This is a genomic window from Cobetia sp. cqz5-12, from assembly GCF_016495405.1.
In the GTDB taxonomy this organism is placed as follows: Bacteria; Pseudomonadota; Gammaproteobacteria; order Pseudomonadales; family Halomonadaceae; genus Cobetia.
In genome coordinates this window covers 466,023-479,949 of record NZ_CP044522.1, presented here as the reverse complement: position 1 = coordinate 479,949, position 13,927 = coordinate 466,023, and the positions used below count along the sequence as shown (strand labels likewise).

The 13,927-nt window shown below is 65.9% G+C and carries 9 protein-coding genes; 2 read left to right on the top strand and 7 right to left on the bottom strand.

Annotated features, from left to right (window positions below; genetic code table 11):
- Positions 1-78 precede the first annotated feature (78 nt).
- From F8A90_RS02155 to F8A90_RS02145, 3 genes are all read right to left on the bottom strand, one after another.
- Positions 79-318, bottom strand: coding sequence for a hypothetical protein (locus F8A90_RS02155; protein ID WP_043333148.1), 240 nt, complete (start codon positions 316-318; stop codon positions 79-81).
- A gap of 245 nt (positions 319-563) precedes the next feature.
- The gene (locus F8A90_RS02150; RefSeq protein ID WP_200018730.1) at positions 564-3,590 is read right to left on the bottom strand and encodes a molybdopterin-dependent oxidoreductase; all 3,027 of its coding nucleotides are present in this window, start codon (positions 3,588-3,590) and stop codon (positions 564-566) included.
- Positions 3,587-5,371: an NADH-ubiquinone oxidoreductase-F iron-sulfur binding region domain-containing protein gene (locus F8A90_RS02145; protein WP_200018728.1), complete on the bottom strand. Its 1,785-nt coding sequence runs from the start codon at positions 5,369-5,371 to the stop codon at positions 3,587-3,589. Before F8A90_RS02145 ends, F8A90_RS02150 begins: the two co-directional genes overlap by 4 nt.
- Positions 5,372-5,807: 436 nt before the next feature.
- Here F8A90_RS02145 and F8A90_RS02140 point away from each other — a divergent pair, with 436 nt between their 5' ends.
- A complete protein-coding gene (locus tag F8A90_RS02140) occupies positions 5,808-7,397 on the top strand; it encodes a BCCT family transporter (RefSeq protein WP_200018726.1) in 1,590 nt (529 codons plus the stop codon).
- 153 nt (positions 7,398-7,550) lie between these two features.
- Here the strand turns inward: F8A90_RS02140 and F8A90_RS02135 are convergent, their stop codons facing one another.
- The gene (locus F8A90_RS02135; RefSeq protein ID WP_043333741.1) at positions 7,551-7,943 is read right to left on the bottom strand and encodes a DUF4168 domain-containing protein; all 393 of its coding nucleotides are present in this window, start codon (positions 7,941-7,943) and stop codon (positions 7,551-7,553) included.
- Between the two features lie 605 nt (positions 7,944-8,548).
- Here F8A90_RS02135 and F8A90_RS02130 point away from each other — a divergent pair.
- Complete coding sequence (locus F8A90_RS02130) at positions 8,549-9,184, top strand: DUF4174 domain-containing protein (protein ID WP_200018724.1); 636 nt, start codon at positions 8,549-8,551, stop codon at positions 9,182-9,184.
- Positions 9,185-9,284: 100 nt separating this feature from the next.
- Here the strand turns inward: F8A90_RS02130 and F8A90_RS02125 are convergent, their stop codons facing one another.
- Genes F8A90_RS02125 through F8A90_RS02115 form a run of 3 tightly spaced genes read right to left on the bottom strand, consistent with a single transcriptional unit; the run spans position 9,285 to position 13,912 of the window.
- Positions 9,285-10,178, bottom strand: a complete 894-nt coding sequence (locus F8A90_RS02125) for an electron transfer flavoprotein subunit beta (protein ID WP_200018705.1) — start codon at positions 10,176-10,178, stop codon at positions 9,285-9,287.
- Positions 10,179-10,211: 33 nt separating this feature from the next.
- A complete protein-coding gene (locus tag F8A90_RS02120) occupies positions 10,212-11,711 on the bottom strand; it encodes an electron transfer flavoprotein subunit alpha/FixB family protein (RefSeq protein WP_200018703.1) in 1,500 nt (499 codons plus the stop codon).
- Positions 11,708-13,912 carry a (Fe-S)-binding protein gene (locus tag F8A90_RS02115; protein ID WP_233593625.1) on the bottom strand — a complete coding sequence of 735 codons (2,205 nt, stop codon included), beginning with the start codon at positions 13,910-13,912 and terminating at the stop codon, positions 11,708-11,710. Before F8A90_RS02115 ends, F8A90_RS02120 begins: the two co-directional genes overlap by 4 nt.
- Between the last annotated feature and the right edge of the window lie 15 nt (positions 13,913-13,927).

The following is a 13,927-nucleotide window of genomic DNA, read 5'->3' as shown; positions in this document are numbered from 1 at the left end:
CTGTCAGTCGACAGGCCCTTTTGTTCATCTGGCAGACGGTGTCAGTGCGCGGCGCGCAATCTTTCTTGAGTGCCGCGCCTAGCGCAGCCCCGGCAGCAGATACTTGTCCAGCGCCTGGCGCACCGAGGGCAGCAGGATATCGGAGTGCATCACCAGCTCACGCACCAGTTCCTGCAGGCCCGGCACACCCACTTCGGCATGCTTTCTGAGTGCCATGCGTGCACAGGTGTCCGCGCAGGCATGCTCGGAAATCTGCACGCCCAGCGCCACCAGCCGCTCACGAAAGTCTTCGTGATCAATCAGCTCCACGATCATCATCGTCATTCTCCTTGCTCGCTGACGGCGGGCATTGTCATTGGTATTGACCCACTCTGCTCTGAGCATAGCCCTTGTGAGGATAATCGAAATGCACGACGGGCTGTCTCCGACATTCTGGTCAGACCGAGGCGCGCCCTGCGTATCCGCCAGCGCCACTGCCATAGGCATTTGCGCCAGACGTACCCTTTCCTTTGCGCCAGACGTCCCCTTTCCTTTCCCTCTCCTCCTCTCACCTCCCCTCGCGTTCAGGTGTCCAGACTGGCCGAGACAGGTTCGGCTCTGGCCAGACGGCAGGCGGCGTACTTGAACTCCGGAATCTTGCCCACCGGGTCGAGCGCCGGATTGGTCAACAGGTTGGCGGCGGCCTCGGCGTAGCAGAATGGCACGAAGACCATGCCGGCCGGCGTCAGCGGATCGGCGCGGGTGGCAAGAGTGATCTGGCCACGCCGCGTGGTGATCGAGAGCGGCTCGCCCGGCGTGATGCCCAGGCGCTCCAGCTCCACCGGATTGAGCGTAGCCACGGCGGCCGGCTCGAGATTGTCGAGCACCGTCGCGCGGCGTGTCATCGAGCCGGTATGCCAATGCTCCAGCTGACGGCCGGTGGTCAACACCGTCGGGTAGTCATCATCCAGCGTCTCATCCGGCGGCGTGGGCCAGGTCGGCACGAAGCGGGCACGGCCGCTGGCGCGCGGGAAGCCCTCGCCGAACACCACATCCTCGCCCTCGCCTCCCGGCGTCAGGCACGGATAGGTCACCGAGTTCTCCTCGGACAGCCGCGCCCAGTCGATGTTGTCGAGGGAATCCATGCCCTGCTGCATCTCGGCATAGATCTCCTCCGGCCCGGCGTAATCCCAGTCAAGCCCCATGCGCCGTGCCAGCTGCTGGGTGATCCACCAGTCCGGCTTCGCCTCGCCCGGGGCGCGCAGTGCCGCCCGCCCACGCTGCACCTGGCGGTTGGTATTGGTGACGCTGCCGTCCTTCTCCGGCCAGGCGTACGAAGGCAGCACCACATCGGCGAACTGCGCCGTCTCGGTGACGAAGATGTCCTGCACCACCAGATGCTCGAGATGTGCCAGCGCGCTGCGCGCATGATCGAGATCCGGGTCCGACATCGCCGGATTCTCGCCGAGGATGTACATGCCGCGAATCTGATCGGCATGGATGGCGTGCATGATCTCCACCACCGTCAGGCCGGGTGTGGCCGAGAGCGGCGTACCCCACAGCGCTTCCAGCCGCTCGCGCGCCGCCGTGTCGCCCACCGGCTGATAATCCGGGAACACCATCGGAATCATCCCGGCATCCGAGGCGCCCTGGACGTTGTTCTGCCCGCGCAGCGGATGCAGGCCGGTGCCTTCACGCCCGACATGGCCACACACCAGCGCCAGCGCGATCAGACAGCGCGCGTTGTCGGTGCCGTGGGTGTGCTGCGAGATGCCCATGCCCCAGAAGATCATCGCGCGCCTGGCGGTCGCGTACTCGCGGGCCACGGCGCGAATCTCTTCTGCCGCCACGCCACACAGCGGCGCCATCGCCTCCGGCGTCAGCGCCGCGACATGCTCCGCCAGCGCGGCGAAGTCCTCGGTGTGTGCCTCGATATAGGCCTGATTGGCCAGCCCCTCGGTGATGATGACGTTGAGCATGGCATTGAACAGCGCCACGTCCGCCCCCGGCGTGAACTGGATCGAGCGATGCGCCTGACGACGCAGCGCCAGCGCACGCGGGTCGATCACCACGATGCGTGTGCCACGCTTGGCGGCGCGCTTGAAGAAGGTCGCCGCCACCGGATGATTGACGCCCGGGTTGCAGCCGGTCAGCACGATCAGATCAGACTGCTCGGCCTGCATGAAGGAGGCGCTCACGCCGCCCGAGCCGACGCCTTCCATCAGCGCCGCCACTGAACTTGCATGACACAGCCGTGTGCAGTGATCGACATGGTTGGAGCCGAAACCGGTGCGCACCAGCTTCTGGAACAGCCACGCCTCCTCGTTGGTGCACTTGGCGCTGCCGAAGCCCGCCAGGCTGTCGGGGCCATGCGCGCGCTTGAGGCGCATGAGCCCCTCGGCCGCGACCTCGAGGGCCTCGTCCCAGCTGGCCTCACGGAAGTGGGTCAGCGGGTGGGCGGGATCGAAGTTCGCATCCAGCCCCTTGGCCACGCCGTCACGGCGGATCAGGGGGCGGATCAGACGCTCCGGATGGCGCGGATAATCGAAGCCGAAGCGCCCCTTCACGCACAGTCGGCCATGATTGGAGGGCCCGTCGCGGCCACTGACCGCAATGATGTTGTCCAGCCGCGTATCCGCGACGCGCTGCCGGCGCTTGTCAGTCTTGAGGGAGTCGCCGTCCGCCATGCCCTGCTGGGCATCCGCCAGGGTCGCGACCGGTTGCCCCTCGGCACTCAACGCCTCGCCGCTGCCACGGCTGATTTGATACTCCAGCTGACAGCCCACACCGCAGTACGGGCAGATGGAGGCAACGCGCGCATCGACGGCGGCGCTGTCGCCGAAGCCCTGCTCATCCACCTGGGCGGCGGGCATCAGGGCGCCGGTCGGGCAGGCCTGCACGCACTCGCCGCAGGCGACGCAGGTGCTGTCGCCCATCGGGTCCTCGAGATCGAACACGATGCGCGTATTGCTGCCGCGCCCCGCCAGCCCGATCACGTCATTGACCTGCACCTCGCGACAGGCGCGCACGCACAGGCCGCAGCTGATGCAGGCGTCATGATTGACCGCCATCGCGGTGTGGGAGTGATCGAGAGCGCTGGCCTGCGTCGGCAACCACTCCTCCACCGTATCCCCCAGCCACTCGCGGACCGTCTCGCGGGCGCCGCCCAGGGTCTCGCGCGCGTGCCCGACATCCACCGCCAGCAGCTCGGCCATCGCCATGAAGTGGCTGCTGACATCGGGGTTGTGCGCCTCGGCGGGCATGTCGGCGGCGAGCAGCTCCACCACCATCGCGCGCGCCTCGCCGGCACGCCGTGAACTGGCACTACGCACCACCATGCCCGCCCGCGCCTCGCGGATGCAGCTGGCGGCGAGAGTGCGCTCGCCATCGATCTCGACCATGCAGGCGCGACAGTTGCCATCGCCGCGATAATCCGGCGCTTCGCTGTAGCAGAGATGGGGAATCGTCTCGCCGGCACGCCTGGCGACCTTCCACAGCGTCTCGCCGGGATAGGCCGTCACCTCGGCGCCATCCAGCGTGATGGTGAAGCCATTCTCGCGCAGCGGCTGATCATCCGAGGATGAGTTGCCCAATCCTGTCAGCGCATTCATGCCTCACCTCCCGTGGTGTCAGCCGCATGGCTCGTGGCGTCGGCCGCATCGCTCGTGGCGATCAGGCGCACCCCACCATCCGCGAGGGTCTGGCGGAAGTCCTTGAGCAGGCCGAGCACCGGATTGGGCGCGGCCTGGCCAAGCCCGCAGATCGAGGCATCCATCATCACCTGCGACAAACGCGTCAGCAGCGACTCATCCCACTCATCGCCGCTGAGCGCCGCCAGCATCTGGCGCGTGCCGACGCGACACGGCGTGCACTGACCGCAGGACTCGTCCATGAAGAAGCTCATCAGATTGCGTGCCACCGCCGCCAGGTCGTCCTTATCCGACAGCACCACCACCGCGGCCGAACCGATGAAGCAGCCGTGGGCCTGCAGGGTGTCAAAGTCCAGCGGCAGGTCCGCCTTGCTGGCCGGCAGAATGCCGCCGGAGGCCCCGCCGGGCAGATAGGCACGCAGACGATGGCCGTCGGCCATGCCGCCGCCATATTCCTCGACCAGCTCGCTTAGCGTGATGCCAGCCGGTGCCAGATACATGCCCGGGCGTCTGACGCGCCCGGAGAGCGAGAAGCTGCGCAGCCCCTGACGTCCCTGACGCCCGGCCGCGACGTAGTGGTCATGGCCTTCACGATGGAGCCGCGCGATCCAATAGACCGTCTCGACGTTGTTGACCAGGGTCGGGCGACCGAACAAGCCACATTGCGCCACGAAGGGCGGACGCTGACGCGGCTTGCCGGGCTTGCCTTCCAGCGACTCGATCAGCGCCGATTCCTCGCCACAGATATAGGCGCCGGCGCCACGCCGTAGCTGGATATAGCCCGGCGCGACGAGGCCTGCGGCTTCCAGCTCCGCGATGCACTCGCGCAGCACGGCATTCAGGGTCGGGTATTCGTCGCGCAGATAGAGGTAGAGCGCCTCGGCCTCGATGGCATGCGCACTGGCCAACGCGCCCTCGAGGAAGGTGTGCGGCTCACGCTCCAGATAGCAGCGGTCCTTGAAGGTGCCGGGCTCGCCTTCATCGGCGTTGATCACGCAATAACGCGGCCCGGCCTCGGCACGCACGAAGCCCCACTTGCGAAACGTCGGGAAACCCGCCCCGCCCAGGCCACGCAGACCGGCCTGTTCGATCATCTGCGCCAGGTCCTCGATGCTGACCTCACCGCCCTCCAGCGCGGCGAGCAGCCCATAGCCGCCACTGGCGCGATATTGTGCCAGCCGCGGATAGTCGAGACTCGCTGCCGGCGCGGCATGCACATGGCCCTCGGCAATCGCCGCCGTGACGCCTTCCACGCTGGCATGGCCGAGATGGTAATGCCCGACCTCCGCCACCGGCGCACTGTCGCAGCGCCCCATGCAGGGCGCACGCAGCACGCGCACCTGTTCGGGGTCCAGCCCCGAGGCGAGACCGGCGCGCAAGGCTTCGGAGCCGGCCAGCTGACAGGACAGCGAATCACAGACGCGCACGGTCAGCGCCGCGGGCGGCGTCTCGCCATCGCGAACCACGGTGAAGTGGGCATAGAAGGTGGCCGTCTCGTAGACCTCGGCCATCGGCAGACGCATCCACTCGGCCAGCGCGCGCAGATGGGGCAGCGTCAGGTAGCCGACCTTATCATTGAGCACATGCAGATATTCGAGCAGAAGGTCACGCTGCACCGGGGCATCACCCAGCAGGCGCTGAATCGCACCCCAGGCCTCGGCATCCAGCGGGCGGCCGCGCAACTGGCTGCGCGAACGGCGGCGAGCGACGGGCGTCGGCTCGGTCAGGGTCTCAGGCGTCATGGCGGCACCAAATTGTTATCGTTATGAACTGGCGGATCGTGCGGTCGAGACAACGGCCTGGCTGGACCGTGGACGCGGCTTTGTAGAGGTATTCCAGGTCAGGCAAGGCCGATGAGCCAGGCAGGTTCCTTCACTGTAGATCGCAATCTACAAAGCGGGCAGAGCCGCGACAACCGCCTCCCCCACCGAATCGTCTCGCGTGTCAGCCATGCACATGTCGGCGTCGTATCCAGCTAACTCGCCCTCGCCAAGCCCTCACACAATCACCGAGGTCCGGCGGCGACCTGCCCCGCAGTCAGACTCGTCACCGCACTGTGGATTGCTACTCCACCACCCTTCCCACATCACACCCCCGGGAGACACCCACGACAACACCTCGCTTCACGCCAACTGCCCTGCCCGGCTGGCGACACCAATAACAACATGAGGTCACCACATGTCATCGAATCCGTATGACACGGACTACGAGATCGGCCAGGACAATGTCCAGGTCATGGGTCTCGATGTTCACAACCCCGTCTTCGCGATCAGCGCCGTGCTGATCGTCAGCTTCATCCTGTTTGCCATCGTCTTCCCTGCGGGCGCGGAAAGTGCCCTGGGCGGCGCCAAGGCCTGGTCCATCGCGCATGGTGACTGGCTGTTCATGCTGGCCGGCAACCTCTTCGTGCTGTTCTGCCTGCTGCTGATCGTGCATCCGGTGGGCAAGCTGCGCCTGGGCGGCCAGAAGGCGACCCCCGAGTTCTCGACACGCTCCTGGTTCGCGATGCTGTTCGCCGCCGGCATGGGCATCGGCCTGATGTTCTGGAGCGTCGCCGAGCCGGTGGCCTATTACACCGACTGGTACGGCACGCCACTCAACGCGCCGGCCGGAACGCCGGAAGGGGCACGCGCCGCGCTGGGTGCCACCATGTATCACTGGGGCCTGCACCCTTGGGCCATCTACGCCGTGGTCGGGCTGTCGCTGGCTTTCTTTACCTACAACAAGGGCCTGCCGCTGACCATCCGTTCGGCGTTCTACCCGATACTCGGCGAGCGCACCTGGGGCTGGATGGGGCATATCGTCGATATCCTCGCCGTGCTGGCGACCATCTTCGGCCTGGCGACGTCGCTGGGGCTGGGCTCCGCTCAGGCGGCATCGGGACTGGACTACCTGTTCGGCGTCGGCGATGGCCTGCCGACCCAGATCGCGATCATCATCCTGGTGACGCTGGTGGCCATCTACTCGGTCAGTCGTGGTCTGGATGGCGGCGTGAAGCTGCTCTCCAACATCAACATGATCATCGCCGCCGTGCTGATCATCTTCATTCTCATCTTCGGGCCGACTCTCGCCATTCTCATGGGTCTGGGCACCACCACCCTCAGCTATGTGGAATATCTGCTGCCACTGTCCAACTGGATCGGCCGTCCCGATGAAAGCTGGTTCCACGGCTGGACCGTCTTCTACTGGGCGTGGTGGATTTCCTGGTCACCGTTCGTCGGCATGTTCATCGCGCGAGTCTCGCGCGGCCGCACGGTGCGCGAATTCGTCACCGCCGTGCTGCTGGTGCCGACACTCGTCACCATCGTGTGGATGTCCGTCTTCGGCGGCACGGCGTTGGAACAGGCCATCAATGGCGTCGGTGCACTGGCCAATGGCATCGACTCCGTGTCACTGGCCATGTTCCAGATGCTCGACAACCTGCCGCTGTCCGGCGTGGCATCCTTCATCGCCATCGTGCTGGTACTGGTGTTCTTCGTGACCTCGTCCGACTCGGGCTCGATGGTGATCGACTCGATCACCGCCGGTGGCAAGATCGACGCGCCGGTCAGCCAGCGAGTCTTCTGGGCGGCGATGGAAGGCCTGATCGCCGGTGCCCTGCTCTATGGCGGGGGAAGCGCCGCACTGGGCTCATTGCAAGCTGGTGCCATCGCCACGGGTCTGCCGTTCACGCTGGTACTGCTGGTGATGTGCTATTCGCTGTTCCGTGGCCTGTTGCAGGAAAAGAAGGCACAGGACATGCTCATTCGTCCGGTCGCCGGTGCCTGACATGCGGCGTGACCCAAGGCTTTACTGACCAAAGCTTTACTGACCAGGGCGGTGCTGACTGACAGGCCGCAAGACATGGACACAAAAAAACGCCGCCCCCGGTAACCGGGGGCGGCGTCTTCATTGGATGACCCGAACGTCATCCAGGCGAGATCAGGAGTTTTCCTGAGCCAGCTTCTGCACCTTCTTCATCAGGTCCGGGTCGTTCTGAACCGCTTGACCGATGGAGTTGAAGGTGGCGACTTCCAGACCGGAGTCTTCGACAGCGCTGACCATCTCGTCATTGGCTTCCTGACGCACGCTCTGCTTGGCAGTCTCGTCGTCGGCTTTCTGCAGCTTGCCGGCGAATTCCTGAGAGATGCGTGCGATATCCTGAGAGGCCGCAGCGAACTGTTCCAGCTGAGCATCAGTGAAATCGCCAGCCTGAGCCTGTGCCGCCTGGGCAGTAGACTGACCCTGGGCCGGTGCGTCAGCAGCGAACGCCGGTGCCGACATCATGCCCGCGGAAATCAGGGCAGCCGTCATGTATGCAGTCATCCGTTTCATTGCAGCCTCCAGCAGTGATCAATAAGTGTTTGCCCTAACTCAGACGGGCCTGACGACAGGATGTTCATTTTTTCATGCAACTCTTTGAAAACATTCTGTATCGCCAGAGTTACATGAGTCGCAGATCAGCAACGTAAAAGCCGTGGAGCCACGCATGGCGGGCGTCATGACGGCTGGACGCGCATACAGCTTGCGCCACGATTGTGGAAATATCTGCAGCATGCCGCGTAAAGTCTGCACGCGCTTTACAGAGAGCCACGCCACCTGTTGCCGCCGCTATCGATATGTCGCCACTAGCCTTCTCACAGGCTGAATGAGGGCGGCATATCGTGAAGTACCACATAAATCGCGCGCCGACGGGCAGCAAACTCCCGACGACTGTCTTAGTCTTGAAGGAGAGTCTGTCATTCGGGGTGTGCCATTCTACTGTGCAATCTGCTTCTGCCGCCAGGCTGGCCATCCCAGCTCATATCATTCGCCGCCGGAGGACTGCCATGTCCACGCACATACCGTCCGCGCAGAGATTGTCCTCGCAGGTACTGTCCACACAGATACCGCCCGCGCCGCCTCGACGGCTCTCGCACCGCAGGCTGACGCCGGGCCTGATGAGCCTCATGCTTCTGGCCCTGCTGCCGGCCCTGATGCTGAGCTCGCCGGTGCATGCCATCAGCCTGCTGGATTCGGACGCCGACCTAAACGCGCCCGCCGAGACATCCACTGGCGCGCCACCGCCACCGACCTCACCGGACACCGCGGAGACCACCATGACCGCCGCCAATGTCGACCCCGCCGCCAATCCGTTGCTGGGCGAGACCTGGAACCGACGCTCGCTGGTGCTGATCGCGCCGGATGAGCAGGACCGGGATCTCGAGCGCCAGCGCGAGGAACTGCGCGCCACGCGTGGCGAGATGCAGCAACGCGACATGACGCTCTATACGCTGATGGGCACGCGCGGCATTCACGATGGCGTGCCGATGAGCTTCGAGGAGGTGCGTGCCCTGCGTGATGCCATGCAACTGCGCGAGGGTGCGCCCTTCACCGTCATCCTGATGGGCAAGGACGGCGGCAAGAAGATGCAGCAGGAAGGCTTCGTCTCCCCCGACCAGATCTATCAGGTGATCGACAACATGCCGATGCGCCAGCGCGAAGCTAGTCAGGCAGCGCGCAAGGCTCCCCAGGGAACCGACGAGCACACCTCGCCCGAGCCCTTGAGCGATGAGGACTGGCAGTGGGAGGAGTGATCCTCTGTAAGAGCGATCTTCTGTGAGGAGCGACCTTCTGTGAGGTATGAAAAAGCCCCTGCCAGCGTGCTGACAGGGGCTTTTTACCGTCTGCGCGACTTCAGCGCAGCACGCCTTCCTCACGCAGCAGCTTGAGGATTTCCGCCGCGCCTTCCTCGGCGCTCACGCCTTCCAGACGCTTGCCACCACCTCCTTCGGCCTTGGCGGCCGCGGCCTTGAAACGATCACGCGCGCTGGTCGCCTTGATACGCTTCAAGCGCTTGGGTCGCTTGCGAGCTGGCGCCACGCTGAAGGCCTCCGCCAGCACGTCATGGGCAAGCTCACCGCTGGCCACCGCGGCTAGCTCGCCACGTCGCGCCTGACCAAAGGCCGATTGACGCGCCGCCGGTGCGGCGGAATCGACGCTGACAAGCGCCGGCAGCGTCACGCGCAACCGCCGTCGCTGGCCACGCGGCAATGCCTGCAGAGCAGTCAGCTGCTCGCCATCACAGCTTTCGATCGCGACGATGCCCTCCACCAGCGGCCAGCCAAGGCTCTCCGCCAGCAGGTGCGGCAACAGTCCACTGCCTTCTCCCGTCTCGCTCTGACCACCGCACACCACCAGCTGCGGTGCCACCTGCTTGAGGCGCGCCACCAGCAGCGGCCAGACATCGATGACCGGTTGATCAATGGCAGCCGCCTGTGAATCGATAGTTTCAAGGGTGTTGGGCGTCACCAGCGTCAACGCCTCCAGCCCCATGCCCAGATAGCCGCGCAGCGCCTGGTCCTGCTCGCTACCGGGGATGAAATCGCTGCCACTGGCATGCCAGGCACTGAGGCTGACGGCACCGGGCGCAGACTGGCGCTCCAGCGCCAGGCACAGCTCCAGCGCGCGGGCGTCCTGCTCGGCGCGCCGCAGACGCCCCGAGACGGGATGCTGCCCCAGCGATACCAGGCTCACGACCTCAAGCGGCGCCGAGGCCTGCTGCGCAACGGACGAACGTTCTGCCTTCATGTTCTTCTCCTTTCCCCTGTCGCAGGCGCGAGTTCAGGCCGCGTCGGCGGCAAGCGTGGCGGATGACGTAGCGGACACGGTAGACGACTGCCCCGCCACCGAGGCAGCACCTGCCGCCTGGGAGGCATCACCGCCGGCACTGCGTTCGGCCTCGAGCTGCTGACAGAGACTGGCGAGAATCGCCCCGGCGTCACCGATCACCGAAAGATCGGCACGCTTGACCATGTCACAGCCACCATCGGTGTTGATGGCCACCACCTTGTCGCAGCGCTGGATGCCCTGCAGATGCTGGATGGCCCCCGAGATTCCCACCGCGACATAGACCCGCGCCGTTACCCAGGTACCGGTGGCGCCGACCTGGCGGGCACGCGGCATGAAGCCGTCATCCACCGCCACCCGTGAGGCGCCTTCGGTGGCCCCCAGCAGGCTGGCGGCACGGTGGAAGCCATCCCAGTCGCGAATGCCGTTGCCCGCCGAGAGAATGAATTCGGCCTCGCCCAGCGCGATTGCGGAGGGATCGACGGCCACCGGGCCAAGATCTTCGATCACGTCTGGCACGGCGCGCGCGGTACTGGCCGCCTCCCAATCAAGCGGCAGCGCGGCGTGGCGCACATCTTCCACCGGCTCGGCGCATTCCGCTTCGCACAGCACGATACGGGTCAGCGCGCGGGTCAGGTCCTGCTGACCATTGCCGCTGCGCCCGGTGACGTTCACCTCGGCAAGCTCGCCACGCCCGATGGCGGCAAGCTCGCCGTCGAGTTGATAGGCGTTGCCGCTGGGCCGCGCCAGCGCATCGCCCTGGCACAGCAGGCGCGCACCGAGCCGCCGGCCGCGTTCACCACCACCAGTGCGGGATTCCGGCAGCAACCACAGCCGTGGAGTCAGCTTGCCATCGATGGCCTCAAGCTCCGCCAGCTGGGCCAGCGGCGCGTAGCCATCGTGGAGAATATCGGCAAAGTGCAGCCAGCGATCGGCGCCCGCCGCGCCGAGTCCGACACTGTCGGCGGCGTCACCCTCCTCACGCAGCGTGCCGAAGGTGACGGCCAGCACCGCGCCCTGATGGGCGGGGTCAGCATCGGCGATCTGACGCGCCAGCCCCAGCACATCGCGGTCATGGCTAGAGAGCCGCCCACCGGTCATGTCCGGTACCACCGCGATCAGGAAGGCGGGTGATGCGATCTCGACCAGCGGCAGCACGCGCGCCTTGGTCATGACGGCGGCGTTGCCCGCCCCCGCCGCGGCAGGCCCGGAGCGGCCACTGCGGTCGATGCGTTTGCGACCATTGGCGGCGATGAAATGGCCGACGTGAGGATTGCGACGCATCACGCCCTTCGGGCCCATCCAGCGTTCCTGAGGGGCTGCCGCGCCACGGCCCAGCGCCTGCAGCGCGATGAGGTGCTGCGGGTGCAGGCGATTGCGTGCCTGCTGCTCCAGGCGCGGGTCACGGCGTGGCAGTGGCTCGCGCTCTGATGGGTGTGGATGCTCGGTTGCTTGTGGCTGCTCTGATGCGTGTAGATCCGGGGAAATCGTCATGCCGTCACCTCCGCGTCAGTGGGCTGCGTGGTCGACGCCGCCAAGCCCTGAGTGGACAAGCCTTGCGTGGATGCATCCGCTACCAGCGCGCGCGCCATCAGTTCCGCCAGATCCAGCACCTGGGGTTCGGCTTCACCGGCCGGTGCCACCACGCCTTCCAGCATCGCGGTGCACTGCGGGCAGCCGACCGCCACTACCTCGGCGCCGGTCTCGCGCACGTCGCCCATGCGCATGTCGGGGATACGCTGCTTGCCGGGAATGTCCGTCACCGGCGCGCCACCGCCGCCGCCACAGCAGCGTGAGCGGAAGCCGGAGCGCTGCATCTCGCGCACTTCAAGACCCAGCGCCGCCAGCAAGGTGCGCGGCGCCTCGAATTCCCCGTTGTAGCGGCCCAGATAGCAGGGGTCGTGCCAGGTGACCGAACCGAGCGTGGCAAGCTTGCTGGCATCCAGACTCAGACGTCCCGCCGCCAGCAGCTCGTTCATGTAGCTGGTGTGGTGATTGACGAGGTAGTCGCCACCGAAGGCGGCATATTCACGCCCCAGCACATGGAAGCTGTGAGGATCACAGGTGATGATGCGCGCGAAGCGGTACTTCGCCAGGGTGGCGATATTGCGTGTGGCCAGCGACTGGAAGGTCGCCTCGTCACCCAGGCGACGCGCCACATCACCGCTGTCACGTTCTTCCACTCCCAGAATGGCGAAGTCGACCCTGGCCGCGCGCAGCACCTGCACGAAGGCGCGCAGCGTGCGCTGGTTGCGCATGTCGAAGGCGCCATCGCCCAGCCAAAGAAGTGCTTCCACCGGACGCGGATCACGCGCCGCTTCCCGAGCGGCCTGCACCTCGGCGATGCGCGGCAGGTTCAGGTCCGCCGCCCAATGCAGACGTGCCTCGAGCGCGAAACCGCCCGGATTGTCGGTGGCGATCAGATTGTCGAGCACCTCGACGCCCTTGCCCGGTGTCGCGCCCTGCTCCAGCGTCATGTGACGGCGCATGTCGACGATGGCATCGACGTGCTCGATCATCATCGGGCACTCCTCGACGCAGGCGCGACAGGTGGTGCAGGCCCACAGGGTTTCCGGCTCGACCAGTACCTTGAATTCGTGGATCAGCTTGTCGGCGTCTGTCGGCTTGCCCGCTGCACCCGGTGACGCCTTGATCTGGATCGGCCCGGATGACGCTGCATGACCTGCCGGCCGAGCATATGGCGATGCCCCGACGATGGCCTGCTGCGGGCCGCCGCCATGCTGACCGACAGCACGCTTCGGCTCGTCGCCCGGATAGGGCGAACCGGCGTAGGCGGCATCGCTGCCACCGGCCATGCCCACCACCATGTCCTGGATCAGCTTCTTGGGATTGAGCGGCTGACCGGCCGCGAACGCCGGACACACCGCTTCACAGCGCCCGCACTGCACGCAGGCATCGAAGCCCAGCAGCTGACGCCAGTTGAAGTCGGCAGGCTTGCCAACGCCTAGCGGTGCCTCGGGATTGGAAAGATCTAGCGGCAGCAGCGCGCTGTCGCGGATGCCCGCGCTGTCACGGGTGCTGAAACGTGCCGGACGCCGATGGAAGGCCAGATGCAGCGCACCGGCGAAGGCATGCTTCATCGGTCCGGTGATGCGCGAGCCACCGCCGGTCATGCCGACGATCATCTCGAGAAGACCCCAGGCGATGCCCGCCACCAGCACCAGCCCGAGAATACCGCCGGAGATCATGCCGCCGACGCCTTCCGGCAGCACCAGTGACAGACTCATCACGAACAGGCTGGCGGAGAACACCAGCAGGCTTTTGGGCAGGCGCATCCACGGGCCACGCGACAGGCGCGCCGGCGGATCGAGACGACGACGACGCACGAACAGCGCGCCAGCGAACATCGTGCCACTGGCCAGCAGCAACAAGACACCCAGCCAGGCAGAGTCGAAGCCGAAGCCGTATACCACCACCATCAGCAGCGCCGCAGCCACGAAGCCACCGCCAGTGGCGACGTGGGTATTGGCCATGTAGCGGTCCCGCGCGACCACGTGGTGCAGGTCCACCCCGTAGCGGCGCGGCACCTTGGCAAGACTCGTGATCAGCTCTCCCACTCTCATGGACGTGGCATCCGCCCGCCCCTGGCGCCACAGGCCGATGCGCTTGACCGCACCGACGACGGCCAGCGCCAAGGCGGCGAAGATCAACACCGACAAGACGGTTTCGCTCAAGACTGTTTCATTCAT